Here is an 18,816-nt window from a genome sequence, read left to right as displayed (position 1 = left end):
GCAAACAGATGCCTTATGTGGCGTGATATTTAAGCATCAATGGATGCGGCCAAGCAGTTAAAAATTAAGGGTATTTCTGAAATATTTTAGCATCAATGGATGCGAGGAATATTGACATCAGGACTTGAGCCAACATCAATGAAATTGATTAAATCAGAAGTTTGAGTTCGATACAAGTAGCAGGGGTATCTAGGTTGCGCGATTTTCAACGAGTGTTAAGGGAGGTTTAAAGGTGGTTCAAAACCTTCCGAACTTAGATTTTCAAAACCCTGCGACCCGCGACCGTATTCAAAACCAACCGTTCCCATTTTCAAAATCAAGCGGCGCGCTACAGCTTTTTTGTACATTCCTTTAACAATTCTGTTCGACCTTAGTCTAGTTTGCAAGCCTATGAAAATTATAGGTTTACGCCAGCGTCAACTTTGATCTTATTGTTTTGTAACGAAAATGTTTTAATTTGCGCTCAGGTTGACGCTGGCGTTAGACCAAAGTCGCGATTGTCCTAATGACTGCGCTTGCTAGATTAATCCATGACTTAATAATAATCAGCACAGGGGAGTCGCAATGGCTTTTGAAAATAACGAAAAGGCAGAAGGTTACTGGCGTGAAAATTTACGTCTAGTGCTCGGACTGCTAGCAATTTGGGCTGCAGTGTCATTTGGCTGCGGTATTTTATTGGTCGATGTACTCAATGAGATCCATTTCATGGGCTTCAAACTGGGCTTCTGGTTTGCTCAGCAGGGGGCCATGTATGTATTCGTTGCACTGATTTTTGTCTACGTGGCGAAAGCCAATGCGCTGGACAAAAAATACAATGTTCATGAAGACTAAGGAGCAATGAGATGGATGTTCAAACGTTAACCTATTTGATAGTGGGCTTTACCTTTGCCCTCTATATCGGCATTGCGATCTGGTCTCGCGCCGGCTCAACCAAAGAGTTCTATGTTGCTGGCGGTGGCGTACACCCTGTGATGAATGGTATGGCCACCGCGGCAGACTGGATGTCGGCGGCGTCTTTTATTTCACTGGCGGGTATCGTCTCCTTCGTCGGTTATGACGGTTCCGTCTACCTGATGGGCTGGACTGGCGGTTATGTGCTGCTCGCGCTCTGTATGGCACCTTACCTACGTAAGTTTGGCAAGTTTACCGTGCCCGACTTTATCGGTGATCGTTACTACTCCCAGGCGGCCCGTACCGTTGCGGTAGTCTGTGCCATCTTCATCTGTTTCACCTACATCGCCGGTCAGATGCGCGGTGTGGGCGTGGTATTCTCACGCTTCTTGGAAGTAGAGGTCGATACCGGCGTTTATATCGGGATGGCCGTGGTCTTCTTCTACGCAGTACTCGGCGGCATGAAGGGCATTACCTATACCCAGGTGGCTCAGTACTGTGTATTGATCTTCGCCTTCATGGTTCCAGCCATCTTCATCTCTGTGATGATGACAGGCCATATCCTGCCGCAGCTTGGCTTCGGTGCCGAGTTGGTGGATGCCGCGGGCAATGGCACCGGCACCTATCTGCTTGAGAAGCTCGACGGTCTGTCTGCTCAGCTTGGCTTCTCTCAGTACACCGAGGGCTCTAAGGGGATGATCGACGTATTCTTCATCACGGGCGCACTTATGTTCGGTACTGCGGGTCTGCCACACGTTATCGTTCGCTTCTTCACCGTGCCTAAGGTAAAAGATGCACGTGTCTCAGCCGGTTGGGCATTGGTGTTTATCGCCATCATGTACACCACTATTCCTGCACTGGCCGCCTTCTCTCGCGTGAACATGATTGAGACAATCAATGGTCCTGAGTCAACGGGTGTGGCTTATGAAACGGCGCCAGATTGGATCAAGAACTGGGAGAAGACAGGTCTGATCAAGTGGGACGATAAGAACAACGACGGCAAGATCTACTATGCCAAGGGTGAAACCAATGAGATGAAGATCGACCGCGACATCATGGTACTGGCTACCCCTGAGATCGCTAATCTTCCAGCATGGGTGATCGCACTGGTTGCGGCAGGTGGTCTGGCGGCGGCGCTGTCAACTTCTGCGGGTCTGCTACTGGTTATTTCAACGTCGGTATCGCACGACCTGTTGAAGAAGAACTTCATGCCGGATATCTCGGATAAGCAGGAGCTGCTCTATGCCCGTATCGCTGCGGCGCTTGGTATCGTCATGGCGGGTTACTTCGGTATCAATCCTCCAGGCTTCGTAGCGGCCGTGGTGGCAATCGCCTTCGGTCTGGCGGCATCGTCACTCTTCCCGGCGATCATCATGGGTATCTTCTCTCGTACCATGAATAAAGAGGGCGCCATTGCTGGTATGGTGACGGGTCTGCTGTTCTCGGCAAGCTACATCATCTACTTCAAGTTTGTGAACCCAGGTGATAACAACGCGGCGAACTGGTTGTTTGGTATCTCGCCAGAAGGTATAGGTATGCTGGGGATGATCATCAACTTCGCGGTAGCCTTTATCGTCAGCAAGGTAACGGCTGCGGTACCACAGAATGTGGTTGATATGGTGGAATCAATCCGCTTCCCTAAGGGAGCCGGTGAGGCCCACGACCACTAAGTTGATAAACTTATCGACCTAGGGAGCGCAATGCGCTCCCTTTTTTATTTCATATCTTATTGATTTACCTTTTGCTTATCTGGCAGTCTCAGGGTTTGTGTTTAGAGTTTATGTTTGGCGTTTTCGGGGGAGTAGGGGTGAGTAACTATCAATTATCTGTGGCGACCTTTAATAAGCTGGCGCGCCAGTATCAGGATAAATATATGCAGATGCCGCTCTACGAGCCCACCTATGCTCGCTTGAGTGAGTTACTCGGCAAGCAAGACAAGGTGCTGGAGCTTGCCTGCGGCCCGGGTAACATCGCCCGCTATCTGTTAGCGCGTCATCCTCAGCTTGATTATTTGGGGACAGATCTGGCGCCGCAGATGGTGAGCCTGGCAAGAGAGAATAATCCCACCGGCAAGTTTGAGGTGATGGACTGCCTGGCTATCGACAGTTTAACTAAGATGTTTGATGCCATAGTGTGTGGATTTTGCTTGCCTTACCTCAATAAAGAGGAGGCCAAGGCCTTGATCCAGGCGATGGCAAGAAGGCTGAATGCTGGTGGGCTGCTCTATTTGAGCACCATGGAGGGCGATTATGCCGCCTCAAAGCTGCAGACCTCAAGCAGCGGCGATCAGGCCTTCATCTATTATCACTGCGGCGAGTGGCTCAGCGCTGAGCTGAGTTCGGCAGGTTTTGAGCTGCTAAGCTGCCATCGTCAGGACTATCCCGAGCGGGGCGATGTGGATCTCTTCATCATTGCCAGGCGGCGTTAGGGAATCGGCTGGCCTTTAGTCGTATAGCAAGAGTTTGTTTGTTAAGGCTATAGTGAATAGAACGGCCGATGCTTGGCGAGATTATAGGGCGAGATGCCGACCATAACGTAAGAGGGAGATCATGGACGCGAGCGAACTGCAACCTATTACCCAATTTCTTGGCCAGCTGACGCCCTTTGACAGCCTATCTGAGCAGACTCTGGAGCGTTGCTGCCGCGCCCTCACCGTCGGTTATTACAGCCGCTCCTCCGTCTATGTCCCGCTGGATGCCGACAACCCCCAGCTCTATATCGTCCGCAGCGGTGCCTTCGAGGTGCGCGGCGAAGATGGCGATCTCATTGACCGTCTCGGTGACGGCGATTTCTTCGGTTTTCCCTCGCTGCTTTCCGGTGAGATGGTGAGTAACAGAGTACAGATCCTCGAAGATGGCCTGGTGTACCACCTGGACCCGGAAACCTTTAATCAACTGAGAAGCGAGAGCCGCGAGTTCGATCGCTTCTTTAACCGCGCCTTCGCCAAGCGACTGCGCCATCAGGGGCGATTCAAGGCCAAGGAGCTTGGCTCCACCAACAGAGTCAGCAGCCTGATGTCCAAGCAGCCCCTGTGTCTGGATATCAATGCCAGTGTCAGCGACGCCGCCCGCTTGATGCGGGATAACCGGGTCTCCTCGGTACTTATCATAGATAACCATAAGCTTGCGGGGATCCTCACCGACAGGGATCTGCGTAACCGCGTGCTGGCCGAGTCCCTCGACGGCAGCCTACCTGTGCACCAGGCGATGACGGTAACCCCGACCACCCTGAGCGCCAATGCCCTGGTGTTCGAGGCCATGTTGTTGATGAGCCAGCACAACATTCACCATCTGCCTATCATGGACGAGGGACACCCCATAGGGGTGATCACCAGCACCGATATTTTGCGGGGCCAGAGCTCGCAGCCCTTGCTGCTGATCGGCGAGATAGAGCGTCAGCATGATCTCGAGAGCCTGATCCATGTCTCCAAGCAGATCCCGCTGTTGCTGCAAAACCTCATCAGCGCCGATGCCAGGGCCGAGGAGATAGGCAGGGTGCTGACCTCGGTAACCGATGCCTTGACCCGGCGGCTGATCGTGCTCAATCAGCAGATTCTTGGTCAGGCGCCCATGCCATTTTGCTGGCTGGCATTTGGCTCTCAGGGGCGGCAGGATCAGGCGGCCTGCTCGGATCAGGATAACGGCCTCTTGCTGGCACATGAGATGGACGAGCATGCCCAGGGGTATTTCGAGGCCCTGACCAAGGCGGTCTGCGCCGGACTGGATCGCTGCGGTTATGTCTATTGCCCTGGGGATATCATGGCGCAGAACCCCAAATGGCGAATGACGCTGGCTCAGTGGCAACAGAAGTTTGCCAACTGGGTCGAGCACCCCGAGCCCAAGGCCTTGATGCACGCCAGCATCTTTTTCGATATGCGCTGCGTCTATGGCCCGTCGAGCCTGTTTGAAGGGCTGCAGTCTCAGGTGCTGGAATCCACCAAGGATAACGATATCTTCCTCGCGGGTATGGCGGGCAACGCATTGCAGGTGTCGCCGCCGCTGGGCTTTTTCAAGAAGTTTGTCCTGGAGCGTGACGGCCAGGAGGTGAAGGGGATCGATCTCAAGCACAAGGGCAGCGCGCTTATCAACGATATCGCTAGAGTCTACGCCCTGTCGGCGGGCATTAGCGAGGTGAATACCGCCAAGCGCATTCGCCTGCTGATGGAGCAGAACATCATCAATCGCAAAGATGCCCTGAATCTCGCCGATGCCCACGAGTTTATCGCCCACATGCGCCTGTCCAATCAGGGCTATCAGTATACCCATAACCAGCCCCTCACGAACTATTTGATGCCACAACAGCTCTCCTCCCTGGTGCGTCATCAGCTGCGCGACGCCTTCAAGGTGGTGCATGACGCGCAGGCGGGTCTAAAACTTAAATTTACCCGGAGCTTCTAGGTGCTGGCAGGAATTAAGGTCAGATCGCAGCTCTGTTGGCGAGCCCTGATGGCAAAAGATGCCGGGCTCAAGGTCTATCAGCAGGCGCTGATGCCGGTTATCAATAAGCCATTTGTGGAGGTGGAGCTGCTTGCCATAGATCTCGAGATGACGGGACTCAATGCCAGCTTCGATCAGATCTTGAGTATCGGCGTGGTGCCTATCCGCCAGGGGCAGCTTATTCTCAGTGAGGCGCAGCATAAGCTGGTGCAGATTGAGGGCAGTGTCGGCCAGAGCGCCACTATACACGGCATCTTAGATACCCATCTGGATTCGGCCTTGACCCCTGAACAGGCGATGGCCTGGTTTTTATCCGTGAGTGAGGGCAAGGTGTTGGTAGCCCACCATGCGCCGCTGGATCTCGCCTTCTTACAATCTGGGCTGCAGGCCTGTTTGGGAGAGAAGCCGCGCCTGCTCGCCATAGATACCCTGTTGCTCGAGAAGCAGCGCCTGCTGAGACAACAGGAACATCTGCAAGAGGGCAGTCTTCGCCTGGGGCGCAGCCGCGCCCGATATGGTCTGCCCGTGTATGCGGCTCATAACGCGCTCATCGACGCGCTGGCCTGCGGCGAGTTGCTGCTGGCACAGGTGGCGGCCATGGGCGGCGCAACTAAGGTAAAGATCGCCGAGCTGCTGCCTTAATACCTGGTTATACTTGGTTACATTTTGCGCCTTTATCTTTGGCGACTTTCCGCCATTATCTCAATAGAGACAGGAGCTTGGACGGATCCATTTAATTGGTATTGTCCGGCTATGGCCTAAGTCATGGCATAAGTAATAAGCAAAGAGGTTAATCATGGCGCTTCCTTTACTCTGGCTCGGCGGGGCCGCCCTGGGGGCCGCCTTTATCGCCGACGCCAAGCAGAAACAACGACAGTTGACCTTAGACAGACGGTTAGGCCGTGCGCCCAAGGCGCCAGAGGGTAAGCGGGTGAGCCCGCTCGCGCCCAGTGTGTTGCACCTCGGTGAGGTCAAGGTCACGCCGCCCCCCGGTGCCCTGGTGTGTTGCTTCGTCTTCGGGGTGATAGAGCATACCGGTATCTGGCTTGGCGACGATACCTTAGTAGAGCTGCACGGCAGCGGTCTGATCCGGCCTGTGTCATCTAAGCGTTTCTTGGCGGGGCGCACCGGTAGCCGTATCTTCGTCGCCTGTGACCATCAACATAGACCCTTAATCGGTGAATCTGTGCTGGAGAGGGCGCAGCAGGCCATCTATCAGTATCGCGACTATGATCTCTTTGATAACAACTGCCATCGCTTCGTCTGGTATTGTCTTACCGGCGAGGAGCTGAGTATCTCAAGTTTCGATAAGTTTAATCGTCTGCTGGCCGGCCATTTCGCCCAGGCGATCTATTGGGATGAGGCGGCAATAGCGAAACGCGATTAAGAAAGGCTTAGCTTGGGACTGGTTCGAAGGTCAATTCATTAAGTCTTAAGCTAAAAAAAATGCCGACATGATGTCGGCATTTTCTGTTTCCAATCTGACGATTATTCACCGCAGAAGTAGTTCACTGCGCGTTTTACCAGCTCGATGCCTGTCTGATCGCATGGCGGTAGCTCGGCATCCGATTTGCTGATCGGTGTCACGCGCTCGCCCCATTTGAACAGCACTGCGGCCGAGGTCAGGCCAGCACCGAAGGCGCAAGACAAGATGGTTTGATTTGGCTTAATCAGTCCCTTCTCCAGCGCATCGCAGATGGCGATAGGGATAGTGGCCGCCGAGGTGTTGCCGTAGTTGGCGATATTCACCACTGCCTTCTCTTTCGGGATCTTCATGCGGTTGATCAGGGTATCGATAATGCGCTCGTTTGCTTGGTGTGGGATCACCAGATCCACATCATCTTTGTCGACGCCGCATTTTTCCAGCACTGTGGTACTTAGCTTGCCCATACCCGCGATGGCGCGTTTAAAGATCTCTTGGCCGTTGAACTCGATATAGAAATCCAGCGATGCGGCATTGAATCTGTCCATGGCGGTACCAAAGCCCGCCTTGAGGATGTCGCGACCGGCTGGGTCGTTGTTGAGCTCATAGCCCAATACGCCGCCAGGCTGATCTGTGGCTTCGACTACTACGGCACCTGCGCCGTCACCGAAGAGTACCGCGGTTTCGCGGCGAGACCAGTCGAGGTAGAAGGAGAGACGCTCGGCGCCGATCACCAATACCTTCTTCGACTGACCGCTCTTGATCTGTGAGCTGGCCAAACCTAAGCCGTAGAGGAAACCACTACAGGCGGCGTTAATATCGAATGCACCGCAGCTGGCGCCGATGTTGGCCTGTACAGTAGAGGCTATGTTTGGAATCAGCGTATCAGGGCTGGCGGTGGCCAGGATGATAAGATCTATCTCTTCACCCTTAATACCGGCAGCGGCCAGGGCACGCTGTGCGGCAACGGTTGCCAGCTCAGAGGTGTTGACATGGCTGATGTGTCGCTGACTGATCCCAGTACGCGGCTTAATCCATTCATCGGAAGTGTCGATAAAAGTGGCAAGATCATGGTTGGTGAGCGTTGCGGGGGGAACACATTTTCCCCAGCCGGTAATGGTGGCGTACTGCATCTGTATATTCTCTCAAAAAATAAAAAGGCAGAGTACATCAGCTCTGCCTTATCAAACTAATCTAATAAGCCTAGCAATAAGTCAAGCAAGCTACAGTGATTTAGCTCACCTGTTGGGCAACCAGCTCACGTATGGCATTGGCTGCATGTAATATATGGTCTCTCAGAAGCGTTACTGCCTTGTCAATCTCTTGGTTACGACAGTAGGTGAGCAAGTCTCTATGATCTTGCGCCGCTCTGGGGATGCCGCCTGCCAGCAGTAGCTGTAGACGTATGTAGCGATCACAGTTGGTATTTAGACCGTGTACCACTTCCATGGTGTGAGGACGGTCGGCCGCCTGATACAGGCAGGAGTGGAACTTGGTATTGAGTTCGCTCCAGCTGCTCACGGCATCTTCTTGTTGGAAAGCGGCCTCCAGTTCATCCAGGTAACCCTGGGCCTGAGCCAGCATCTCCTCATCGAGATTAGGGATCGCCTTGGCAAGCAGATCGGTTTCGATAAGGGCCCTTAGCTCAAACAGCTCGGTGACCTGATCGACCGACAATTCGGTGGCAGTAGCGCCCTTATGGGCTTCAAACTTTACGAGTCCTTCGGCTTCGAGTTGCAGCAGGGCTTCTCTGACCGGGATGCGACTGACGTTCAGTGCCTCGGCTAAGGCGCTCTGGCGTAATGGTTCGCCGGCGGCAATTTCGCCTGAAAGGATTTTCTCTCTTAAGACTTCCACCACGACCTGGGTGCGCGTTTTATGAACGATTGGAGTTGTTCGGCTCATAGTTCCCGTAATGTCTTTTCGTTATTATATGTGATCCGCATAAGATTACCGCTTATAGCACTATAAATAAAGGGAAACCGTGGTTTCCCTTTATTTAATATGCCTGTTAGAAGCGCTTTAGGAGACTTTGTCCATCTCGCAATGCTTCGGGCAGCAAAGCGGTTGGCATGTTTTGATAGCAGATGGGCCGTGTCCAGCGGTGTATCGCCATGCTGCCCACCGAGGTGCTGCGACTGTCGGTGCTGGCAGGGTAGGGCCCGCCATGGTTCATCGAGTGACACACCTCGACGCCTGTTGGCATCTGATTGAAGATAAGCCTGCCGACACGCTGACCTATGGCATCCACCAGGCTATGGGCATGAGCCCAATCGCCCTCGTTGCCATGAAGCGTGGCGGTAAGTTGCCCCTCGAGCTGCTCGGCAACGGCCTGCATCTGCGCGGCTTCCTGGCACTCGACCACTATCGCGAAGGGACCAAAGACCTCTTGTTGTAGGGCGCTGTCGGCCAGATAACCTGCCGCATCCACCTTTACCGCCGCCGGGCGGGTATGGTGGCTGGCCTCGGCTGCCTTGCCCTGAGCAAGTAGCGTCAGCTGCGGGTGTGCCAGCAGTGCCTCTGTCTGCTGCTGATAGGTGGCGGCGATGCCAGGGGTGAGCATGGCACTGGCGGCTTGTTCGGCCAGGGTCTGGCTGAGTCTATCGCAGTAGCGGGTCAGCGCCTCGCCCTTGACGGCGACAATCACCCCTGGGCTGGTGCAGAACTGACCATGGCCCATCATCATAGATTGCACCTGAATCTCGGCCAGCGTCTCTGCCTGCTCGGCGAGTATCTCTGGCAGTAGGAATTGTGGATTGGTAGAGCCAAGTTCACCATAGAAGGGAATAGGCTCGGGGCGGGCCGCGCAGCGATCGGCTAGGATGCGGCCTACCTTTAACGAGCCGGTGAAGCCCACCGCCTTGATCTCTGGCGCCTCGACCAAGCCCGTCGAGAGGTCCGGGGTGTGTCCCTGCAGCAGACTAAATACGCCGGCGGGCATGTCGCAAGCCTTAATCGCCTTTTCTATGGCCTGGGTGACCAGCTCGCTGGTGGCCGGGTGCGCCGGGTGGCCCTTGACGATAACGGGGCAACCTGCGGCGAGCGCCGATGCGGTATCGCCCCCTGCGGTGGAAAATGCCAGCGGGAAGTTAGAGGCGCCGAAGACGGCCACAGGCCCTAAGGCAACCTTGCCTAGGCGGGTATCTGGCTTTGGTAGCGGCTGACGCTCTGGTTGCGCCATGTCGGCAACCGACTGCTCTATCGGGTTAACAAGGTTTTGGGCAAACAGGCGCAGCTGACCACAGGTGCGCCCGGTTTCGCCCTGTAATCTGGCTAGAGGCAGGCCGGTTTCGAGGTGGGCGGCTTCTATGATCGCCTCTTTGTCGGCCTCGATATGCTCGGCAATGGCGCTCAGAAAGGCGGCGCGTTCGCTGTCGCTCTTGTTGCGATAGCTGTTAAAGGCCTGTTCAGCCGCCTTGGTGGCCAGTGCGAGCTGCTCATCGTCCGCGCAGGCAAAGTGCCAGGCAATTGGCGTATTGGCGACGGGGTTAAAGCTTTGAAAGGCGGAGGCTTCGCCCTGCCACTCGCCATTGATGTAATGCTGGCCGGTTAATCTGTTGGTGATGCTTAGTGTCATTGCTATTGTCCTTTTGAGGTGGCCCGTTAGACCACCTGAAATCCGAAGGCATAGGGATCGTCATCGTCGACCGTGATGGCGTTGTGCCCGGTGATCCGCGCCCAGCCCTTGATACTTGGCATGATGGCGTCAAACGCGCCAACCTTGGTGGCGGCTTCGATGCGGCCGACAAACTGGCTGCCTATGATGCTCTCATGGGTGTACTCATCGCCGACCTTGAGCTCGCCGCGGCTATAGAGCTGAGCCAGACGGGCGCTGGTGCCTGTGCCGCAGGGTGAACGGTCGATCGCCTTGTCGCCATAAAACACAGCATTAGCGCCGTTTGAGCCTTCGCTGATGGTGTCGCCGGTCCAGAGCACGTGGGAGACGCCGTTGACCGTGGGGTCGTCTGGGTGCACGCAGCTAAGGGTGTTGTGGGCGATTTCGCGCACGATCGGGCTCCAGCGCAGGATATCGCCGGCGTTCCAGTGGCGCAGGCCAGGGAAGTTGGCCTGGGGATCGACGATGGCGTAGTAGTTACCGCCGTAGGAGACATCTATCTTGAGCGGCCCAAGGCCTGGGATATCCAGCACCACATCTTTATGGGCCAGATAGGCGGGTACGTTGAATATCTTGACCCAATCCACCTTGGCGCCGGTTTGCTGGTACTGCACCTTAATTTGCCCGGCGGGCACGTCTATGGTGAGCTGACCCGGCATCTTGGGGGTTAACAGGCCAGACTCGAGCGCGGCTGTGATGGTGCCTATGGTGCCGTGGCCACACATGGGCAGGCAGCCGCTGGTCTCGATAAACAGGATGGCGGCATCGGCGTTGTCGCTGCAAGGGGGGTAGAGGAAGGCGCCGGACATCATGTCGTGGCCCCTGGGTTCAAACATCAGCGCCTTGCGGATCCAGTCATACTGCGCCAGGAAATCCTGGCGCTTTTCGCTCATAGTGCGACCCTTGAGGTCCGGATGGCCACTGGTGACCAAACGGACCGGGTTGCCGCAGGTATGAGCATCGACGCAAAAGAAGGTACCTTTTAACATCTATGCCATACTCCCTAGATTTAGTTGAGGTTGTACTTGTCGAGATCCAAGCGGGTAGCCAAGGCTTCGGCCATCACCTTTTCCACATAGGCACGCTCGTCACCGATCAAGGTCATACGAGGCAGGCGCACATTTTCGCTGCCGCGGCCGACGATCTGCTCGGCAAACTTGATGCACTGTACCAGGGTCGGAATGGTGTCCAGGCGTAGCAGCGGCATGAACCAGCGGTAGATCTCACGGGCTTCTTCGATACGGCCGGCACGGGCCAGTTTAAACAGAGTAACAGATTCTCTTGGGAACACATTGGTTAGGCCGGAGATCCAACCTGTGGCGCCCAGCAAAATGCTCTCCAGCGCAATATCGTCGACACCGCAGAGGATGTTGAAACGATCGCCGAAACGGCTCTGCAACTCGGTGAGACGGCGGGTATCTGTGGTCGATTCCTTGATGGCCACTATGTTTGGCTCTTCGGCCAGCACTGCGGTCATCTCCAGGTTGATGTCGACGCCATAACCCACAGGGTTGTTGTAGATCATGATTGGCAGTTTGGTCGAGCGCGCCACGTGTTGATAGTGGGCTATCACCTCACGGTCTGTGCCGCGGTAGATCATGGCGGGCAGTAACATCAGGCCATCGACGCCGAGCGCCTCGACATCTTGGGCGTATTTCGCCGCCTGCTGGGCCGTGTTTTCGGTGCAGCCAGAGAGCACCAGGATGCGGCCATTGACCGTCTCGACCGTGTGCTTGATAAATTCACGTTTTTCTTCCGGAGAAAGGGAGGCGTTCTCGCCTATGGTACCCAGGGCGATCACCCCATCGATACCGTCACGAATGAGGTCTTCCAGCATTCTTGCGTTCGACTCATAGTTGATCGAACCATCGTCATTAAATTGGGTAGAAATTGCTGGGAATACACCTTGCCAGTTTACTTTCATGTTCAGACCTCTATAGATATTGCCGTGCAACGTGCGCGGCGAAAAAGTGATATCAAGTTTTGGCGTTTACCAAAAGCTATAGTATATTGTATACAATTTTAAGAGGAAGAAAAGCCCCTTGGTGAGATTGCCGCTATTTATGTTTTTATCTCTCACCGGTAAATACTATATATTGCATACAAATAATAACAAAGGAAGTCCCGATGCGCCTATTAGATTTAAGTCCTAGCTTTCTCAATGCTTGTACCCGATTTAAGACCCTCGACGCTCACACCGAAGGCGAGCCGTTGCGGATCCTGCTGGAGGGATATCCCGAGATCCCTGGAGACACCATATTGGCCAAACGCAGATATCTCACGGCGCATCTGGACCATTATCGTAAGCTCTTGATGCATGAGCCCAGGGGCCATGCCGACATGTACGGCGCCATCATCACTGCGCCTATCACCCCAGGTGCCGATTTTGGCGTGCTGTTTCTCCATAACGAGGGATACAGCAGCATGTGCGGTCACGGCATCTTGGCCTTGGTAAAAGTGGCGGTCGAGACGGGCACCCTAGTGCTTGGCGATACGCCAAGAGAGATAAAGATAGATGCGCCGGCAGGGCTAATCCATGCAAAGGCCTATCGTGATGAGACGGGTGAGCTCAAGGTGAGTTTTCGTAACGTGCCTTCCTGGGCCGAGGCGCTGGATTGTCACGTAATCGTCGATGGCATAGGCGAGGTGGCTTACGATATCGGCTTCGGCGGCGCCTACTATGCTTATGTCGATGCCGATGCGCTGGGGTTAAGCTGCGCGCCGGAAAATGTCGCCCAGCTGATCGATTGGGGACGTCGCATCAAGCATGCTGTAATGGCTCAGCATCCGTTAGCTCATCCATTAGAAGCGGATTTAGGCTTTCTCTACGGCACCATCTTTACCTCGAGTAAGACCAGCTCCGCGGATGCCCACTCGCGCCATGTGTGCGTCTTTGCCGATGGCGAGGTGGATCGCTCGCCAACGGGAACAGGGGTTGCGGGTCGAATAGCTATACTTCACGCTCGAGGCGAGGTTGCACTGGGCGAGCGCCTGAAGATTGAGAGTATAGTCGATGGCGCCATGCAGGTCAGCGCGCTGGATAACGCCGAATTTTATGGCAAGGCGGCGGTGATCCCAGAGGTGAGCGGCCGCGCCTTTATTACCGGGCGTCATGAGTTTATCTTAGATCCTAAGGATCAGTTTCAGCAGGGATTTATGCTCAGATGATCGAGGCTAATCACATGACAAACCAAGAGTTAACAGACCAGGATAAAGCCTCACAGGCCAGCGCTGCCTCTACCCGAAACGTGGATGTCACTGTCATAGGTGCTGGCATTATAGGGCTTGCCAATGCCATCGCCCTGCAAAAGGCAGGCTTTAGCGTGCGCGTCATCGACAAGCAAGGGGTGGCGGCGGGCGCCTCCTTTGGTAATGCGGGCCACTTCGCCACTGAGCAGGTGTTCCCCCTGGCCGACCCGGCTATGCTCCCCAAACTGCCCGGCATGTTGCTCGACCCATTAGGGCCGTTTCGCATTCAGCCGCGCTATTTCCTCAAGGCCTTGCCTTGGTTTATGCGCTTCTTAGTCAATATGTTGCCCGCAAAACGCGCCCATAACTCGGCGGCGATCAAGGCCTTAAATCAAAAGAGTATCCATGCCTGGCAACAACTGGTGCGCGAGTGTGGCTGCTCCGAGCTACTCAAACTCGAGGGCAGTCTATTGGTGTTTGAGCTGACGCCTTTTATCGAGGTCGAGCGCGTATACAAGAGCTACCGCGATGCCGGCGTGGCGGTGAAGCTAATTAGTGGTGAAGAGGTGAGGGCGCTAGAGCCAGATCTCAGCCCCAACATTAATCACGGACTGTGGTTTACCGAGGTTGGCCATACGCCGGACCCGGCCGAGCTGTGTCATCGTTTAGCGACGCAGTTTGAGAAACTGGGGGGCGAGCTGGTGATCGCTGAGGTGACCCAGTTAGCTGCTGAATGTCAGGGAGATAAGGAAGAGAAAGGTGTCAACGTCAGAGTCGCTAGCGGAGTATGCTATCAAAGCGATAAGTTGCTGCTCAGCGCCGGCGCCTGGTCTAAGCCTTTGGCGCTGCAACTTGGCTTTAAGGTGCCGCTGGAAACCGAGCGTGGCTATCATCTGATGATGCCACAGCAAAGCCTTCTGCAGCGGCCGGTTGCTTCATTTGAGCGTAAGTTCATCATCACCCCCATGAACCGGGGGACCTGTCTGGCTGGTACGGTTGAATTTGGCGGTCTCAAGGCGCCGCTGGTCGAGGCCAGGGCCGACTGTCTGCTGCCCCATGCTAAGGCGCTGCTGCCAGATGTATTGGCCAGTGCTAAAACCTCCCAGGGGGAGCGCTGGATGGGCTTTAGACCGTCGCTGCCTGATTCCCTGCCTGTACTGGGCGCTTCACCCAAGAGTGATAAGATCTTCTTTGCCTTTGGTCACCAACACCTGGGACTCACCTGGGCCGCCTTTAGTGCACAACTTATGGCGGAGACCATCAAAGAAGAGAAGACTCAGGTGGATATGACCCCTTACCGCATCGACCGATTTTAAGCGGCACACTAAGAGACATACTTAGTGATTTAAGGACAAAGTAGATAAAAAGAAAGGCGGGGCATGGTCTGAAAGATCGCATCTCGGTAAAGATTCGATTGCGCTTTAGCTTTGGCATTGCTGTAGCATTATAGTGGCTAATAATATTTTGCCGGAGCCTTTATGGAAACCTTAGAACACCTACTAGAGCGTATTGCCCGCTGTCAGATCTGCCAGCCGCATCTTAGCCATAAGCTGCGGCCCGTGTTGCAGGCGGCATCGGACGCCAAGGTGTTGATTGTCGGTCAGGCGCCGGGCACTAAGGCCGCGGCCAGCGGGCTTCCCTTTGACGATCCCAGCGGTGACCGGCTTAGGGATTGGCTGGGGGTTAAACGCGAGCAGTTTTACGATCCAAACTTGTTAGCCATCGTCCCCATGGGCTTTTGCTATCCGGGGAAGGGACGCTCTGGGGATCTGCCGCCAAGGGGCGAATGTGCGCCCGCCTGGCGAGAACCTCTGCTGGCACATCTTAAGAATATTCAATTAACTCTGGTGATTGGCCAATATGCCCAGGCCTATCATTTCGGTAAGCAGTGTGGCGGCGTGACTGAATGTGTGCAAGGCTGGCAACAACATGGCAGCCACATAATGCCGCTACCGCATCCCAGCCCTCGCAATAATCTTTGGCTCAGGCGTAACCCCTGGTTTGAAGCCGAATTATTGCCCGTGCTCAAAGCAAGAGTGACGAACGCTCTCGCGCAATAGCGTCTTTAGAGTTCTAAGCCTAAGAAACCTTGAGTCATTAGAACCCTAATGCTGTGTCATTAAAAACTAGCCGCGCGCCATGAAGGCCTCGATCTCGGCAATCGACCTAGGTACCCGCTCTGACAGGTTTTCATGGCCGTCAGCGGTGACCAGGATATCATCTTCGATGCGGATCCCCATGCCGCGATAGGCTTCAGGTAGATCTGTGGCCGATGCCGGAATATAGATGCCGGGTTCTATGGTAAAGATCATCCCAGGCTCAAGCTTGCGCCACTGGCCATCCTCATCGTGATAGGGGCCGACGTCGTGGACGTCCATCCCCAACCAGTGTCCCGTCTTATGCACAGTGAAGCGTTTGTAACTTTCGCTGGCCATCACCTCCTCATAGCTCCCCTGTAATAGCCCGAGTTCGATGAGGCCCCGGGCCATCACTTGCATACAGGTCTCATAGAGGTGATTCCAGGGCGTGCCTGGTTTGACTCTGGCGATGGCGGCATCGAGGGCATCGAGCACGAGCTGGTAGATCGCTTTTTGCGCCTGAGTAAAGCGGCCATCTACCGGATAGCTGCGGGTGATATCGGCGGCGTAGTGATTGAGCTCGGCGCCGGCATCGATCAGTAGCATCTGACCGGATTGGGTCTGACAGCAGTTTTCTTCATAATGCAGGCAGCAGGCGTTGTCGCCCGCCGCCACTATGTTGGGGTAGGCCACTTCGTTAGCACCGTGGGCGGCGATGGCAAAATTAAAGGTGGCGGCAAGCTGCGCCTCATTTATCTCGGCGCGGCAGGCAGCCATTACCGCCTTATGGCCGTCGATGGAGGCGTTAACTGCGGCGCGGATCGCCGCCTGCTCGCTCTCATCTTTGATAACCCTCAGTGGGTGCAGGTGCTTGGCCAGCGGCGTGATGCTGCGAAAGCATTTAGGCGTATCGAAGGCGCTGCCTTGACGCTGGGCGTTACACCATTCCAGCAATTTATGATTAAAGCGGCCCAGCTCGTCGCTGATAAATACCTGAGTTTGATGAGTGAGGCTGGAGGCGATGACGCTCTCTAGCTCGGCGATATCAAACGCCTGGGTGGCGCCAAAATGTTCGATGGCACCGGTAATGCCGGCTCTGGCGCCGAAGCTGACCTCTTGTTGGGGATCCTTTGGGCGGCAGAGCAAGGTATAAATTATCTCGTCTTGCGGGCCACGATAGAGCAGGGCGACCGCGTCGGGCTCGTTAAAACCTGTCAGGTAGAGAAAATCATTGTCTTGGCGAAAGTGATACTTGATGTTCTTGCTGCGTACCTTTTGCTGATAACCCACGAGGAGCACAAAGCTATCCTCGGGTAGGCTATCCATCAGGTGTTGGCGTCTAATTGCGTATTGGCTGTTTGCGGGCATCTCTATCCCTATCTCTTTATAGCGGTATGCGAATGGCTTAACTATATTTGTATATTTTATTCATTTCTAGTCCCGGTCGACTTTATTCGTGATTGTTCGGTGCATTTTGTTGATTCAAGTGTGATAATAATGATCAACTAATTTTTAGATTCAGTCGGATTGGGGAAGTTTTCGTGAATCGTGCCGTTTTCCTGGATAGAGATGGAGTGATTAATATCGACCATGGTTATGTGCATCAGGTCGATGATTTCGAATATGTCGAAGGAGTATTCGATGCGTGCGCCGCGTTAAAGCAGCAAGGCTATAAGCTGGTGGTGGTGACCAATCAGTCGGGCATCGCCCGTGGACTCTACACTGAAGATCAGTTTCACAGTCTGACCGAATGGATGGACTGGAACTTTGCCGATAAGGGTGTCGACCTCGATGGCATCTATTACTGTCCTCATCACAGTGAAAAAGGCATTGGCGAGTATAAACAGGACTGTGATTGTCGTAAGCCTAAACCCGGCATGCTCAAGAGTGCGGCGCAGTTTTTAAAGATAGACCTGAGCCGCTCTGTCATGGTGGGGGATAAGCGTGACGATATGCTAGCCGCCGAGGCCGCAGGGGTACCGACCCGTATCTTAGTTCGCACAGGCAAAACGGTAACAGATGAAGCCATCGCCGCGGCTACTGTCGTTTTAGACTCTATCGCCGAGGTGCCGGCTTACCTGGCGTCGCTAAACTAGTTACAAGTCCTTATAAGCTAGTGATGAAGTCATTATCGGATTAAGTCGTTATCTGATGAATGTGTTATCTGATGAATGTGTTATCTGATGAATGTGTTATCTGATGAATGTGTTATCTGATGAATGTGTTATCTGTGGCTGTCATCAATAGCTATTAAGTCGCCTTTATATGCCTTTGATGGGCGAATCTAGTCAGAATCGCCCTTTTGCTCGTTTATTTCGACTAGATTAGACGAGTCTAGTGACCGAAAATCACTATATCATTCCTCAAAAAGTGCCTTTTCTGATGGCTATTTCGTCACGTTGTTCGATATTTGAGCATTTGGGCTGAATTTATAAAACAATCTAAGAAAAGGCCTTGACGCTTCGGTCGCCCTGAGTAGAATACGCAGCCCTAGCCACTTGGAACTGCCGAGATGCGCTAGCGCTCATGAGGTGTTTAAGGCACCATGGGCACGCTCTTTAACAATTTATCAAGTAATCTGTGTGGACACTCACAGGTATTGAGTTAATCGAAAACGATTTAAATCTCAATGCGACGATGAGTGTTCATAGCAATATGTACAAACACATAAATGATTCTTCCGAGTCATTTATGTGAATCAGAATTCATTGAGTCGATTCTTTACTCTTTATTGAGTGAGAGTCAAAAAAACTTTTAATTGAAGAGTTTGATCATGGCTCAGATTGAACGCTGGCGGCAGGCCTAACACATGCAAGTCGAGCGGTAACAGAAAGTAGCTTGCTACTTTGCTGACGAGCGGCGGACGGGTGAGTAATGCCTAGGGAACTGCCCAGTCGAGGGGGATAACAGTTGGAAACGACTGCTAATACCGCATACGCCCTACGGGGGAAAAGAGGGGCTCTTCGGGCCTTCTGCGATTGGATGTACCTAGGTGGGATTAGCTAGTAGGTGAGGTAATGGCTCACCTAGGCGACGATCCCTAGCTGTTCTGAGAGGATGATCAGCCACACTGGGACTGAGACACGGCCCAGACTCCTACGGGAGGCAGCAGTGGGGAATATTGCACAATGGGCGCAAGCCTGATGCAGCCATGCCGCGTGTGTGAAGAAGGCCTTCGGGTTG

General features: G+C 54.1%; 16 protein-coding genes and 1 rRNA gene. 11 read left to right on the top strand and 6 right to left on the bottom strand.

From position 1 onward, the window contains the following. The first annotated feature begins 564 nt into the window (after positions 1–564). The 6 genes from AYI87_RS20780 (at position 565) to AYI87_RS20755 (ending at position 6,714) form a co-directional block, all read left to right on the top strand. Positions 565–831 carry a DUF4212 domain-containing protein gene (locus AYI87_RS20780; RefSeq protein ID WP_011866169.1) on the top strand — a complete coding sequence of 89 codons (267 nt, stop codon included), beginning with the start codon at positions 565–567 and terminating at the stop codon, positions 829–831. An 11-nt stretch (positions 832–842) separates the two neighbouring features. After that, on the top strand, positions 843–2,561 hold the full coding sequence (locus tag AYI87_RS20775) for a sodium:solute symporter family protein (RefSeq protein ID WP_144204479.1): 1,719 nt from the start codon (positions 843–845) through the stop codon (positions 2,559–2,561). 137 nt (positions 2,562–2,698) lie between these two features. Next, complete coding sequence (locus tag AYI87_RS20770) at positions 2,699–3,319, top strand: class I SAM-dependent methyltransferase (protein WP_144204478.1); 621 nt, start codon at positions 2,699–2,701, stop codon at positions 3,317–3,319. 121 nt (positions 3,320–3,440) lie between these two features. Beyond that, positions 3,441–5,288, top strand: a complete 1,848-nt coding sequence (locus tag AYI87_RS20765; RefSeq protein ID WP_144204477.1) for a DUF294 nucleotidyltransferase-like domain-containing protein — start codon at positions 3,441–3,443, stop codon at positions 5,286–5,288. A gap of 48 nt (positions 5,289–5,336) precedes the next feature. After that, entirely contained in the window at positions 5,337–5,969 is a 633-nt protein-coding gene (locus AYI87_RS20760) for an exonuclease domain-containing protein (protein WP_260865201.1), read from the top strand. A 154-nt stretch (positions 5,970–6,123) separates the two neighbouring features. Next, positions 6,124–6,714 (top strand): lecithin retinol acyltransferase family protein, encoded by a 591-nt coding sequence (locus AYI87_RS20755; RefSeq protein WP_144204476.1) that lies wholly within the window; start codon positions 6,124–6,126, stop codon positions 6,712–6,714. A gap of 101 nt (positions 6,715–6,815) precedes the next feature. Here AYI87_RS20755 and AYI87_RS20750 read toward each other — a convergent pair whose 3' ends face one another. The 5 genes from AYI87_RS20750 to dapA form a co-directional block, all read right to left on the bottom strand. Then, complete coding sequence (locus AYI87_RS20750) at positions 6,816–7,883, bottom strand: ketoacyl-ACP synthase III (RefSeq protein WP_144204475.1); 1,068 nt, start codon at positions 7,881–7,883, stop codon at positions 6,816–6,818. A gap of 100 nt (positions 7,884–7,983) precedes the next feature. After that, positions 7,984–8,655 (bottom strand): GntR family transcriptional regulator, encoded by a 672-nt coding sequence (locus tag AYI87_RS20745; protein WP_144204474.1) that lies wholly within the window; start codon positions 8,653–8,655, stop codon positions 7,984–7,986. A 106-nt stretch (positions 8,656–8,761) separates the two neighbouring features. Next, positions 8,762–10,327: an aldehyde dehydrogenase (NADP(+)) gene (locus AYI87_RS20740; protein WP_144204473.1), complete on the bottom strand. Its 1,566-nt coding sequence runs from the start codon at positions 10,325–10,327 to the stop codon at positions 8,762–8,764. 26 nt (positions 10,328–10,353) lie between these two features. Then, a complete protein-coding gene (locus AYI87_RS20735) occupies positions 10,354–11,355 on the bottom strand; it encodes a 4-hydroxyproline epimerase (protein ID WP_144204472.1) in 1,002 nt (333 codons plus the stop codon). 20 nt (positions 11,356–11,375) lie between these two features. Then, positions 11,376–12,290 (bottom strand): 4-hydroxy-tetrahydrodipicolinate synthase, encoded by a 915-nt coding sequence (dapA, locus tag AYI87_RS20730; RefSeq protein ID WP_144204471.1) that lies wholly within the window; start codon positions 12,288–12,290, stop codon positions 11,376–11,378. Between the two features lie 203 nt (positions 12,291–12,493). Here dapA and AYI87_RS20725 point away from each other — a divergent pair, with 203 nt between their 5' ends. From AYI87_RS20725 to AYI87_RS20715, 3 genes are all read left to right on the top strand, one after another. Further along, complete coding sequence (locus AYI87_RS20725; protein WP_144204470.1) at positions 12,494–13,534, top strand: proline racemase family protein; 1,041 nt, start codon at positions 12,494–12,496, stop codon at positions 13,532–13,534. A 14-nt stretch (positions 13,535–13,548) separates the two neighbouring features. Continuing rightward, on the top strand, positions 13,549–14,871 hold the full coding sequence (locus tag AYI87_RS20720; RefSeq protein ID WP_260865200.1) for an NAD(P)/FAD-dependent oxidoreductase: 1,323 nt from the start codon (positions 13,549–13,551) through the stop codon (positions 14,869–14,871). Between the two features lie 162 nt (positions 14,872–15,033). Continuing rightward, positions 15,034–15,615, top strand: a complete 582-nt coding sequence (locus tag AYI87_RS20715) for a uracil-DNA glycosylase family protein (protein ID WP_144204468.1) — start codon at positions 15,034–15,036, stop codon at positions 15,613–15,615. Between the two features lie 66 nt (positions 15,616–15,681). On the opposite strand, the gene AYI87_RS20710 is transcribed toward AYI87_RS20715, so the two are convergent. After that, on the bottom strand, positions 15,682–17,001 hold the full coding sequence (locus AYI87_RS20710) for an aminopeptidase P N-terminal domain-containing protein (RefSeq protein ID WP_144204467.1): 1,320 nt from the start codon (positions 16,999–17,001) through the stop codon (positions 15,682–15,684). A gap of 173 nt (positions 17,002–17,174) precedes the next feature. Here AYI87_RS20710 and gmhB point away from each other — a divergent pair, with 173 nt between their 5' ends. Continuing rightward, positions 17,175–17,729 carry a D-glycero-beta-D-manno-heptose 1,7-bisphosphate 7-phosphatase gene (gene gmhB / locus AYI87_RS20705; RefSeq protein WP_144204466.1) on the top strand — a complete coding sequence of 185 codons (555 nt, stop codon included), beginning with the start codon at positions 17,175–17,177 and terminating at the stop codon, positions 17,727–17,729. Between the two features lie 659 nt (positions 17,730–18,388). Continuing rightward, positions 18,389–18,816, top strand: a 16S ribosomal RNA gene (locus tag AYI87_RS20700); the annotation flags it as partial.

Source organism: Shewanella sp. KCT (assembly GCF_007636505.1).
GTDB lineage: Bacteria > Pseudomonadota > Gammaproteobacteria > Enterobacterales > Shewanellaceae > Shewanella > Shewanella halotolerans.
This window is presented reverse-complemented; position numbering and strand designations above follow the sequence as displayed.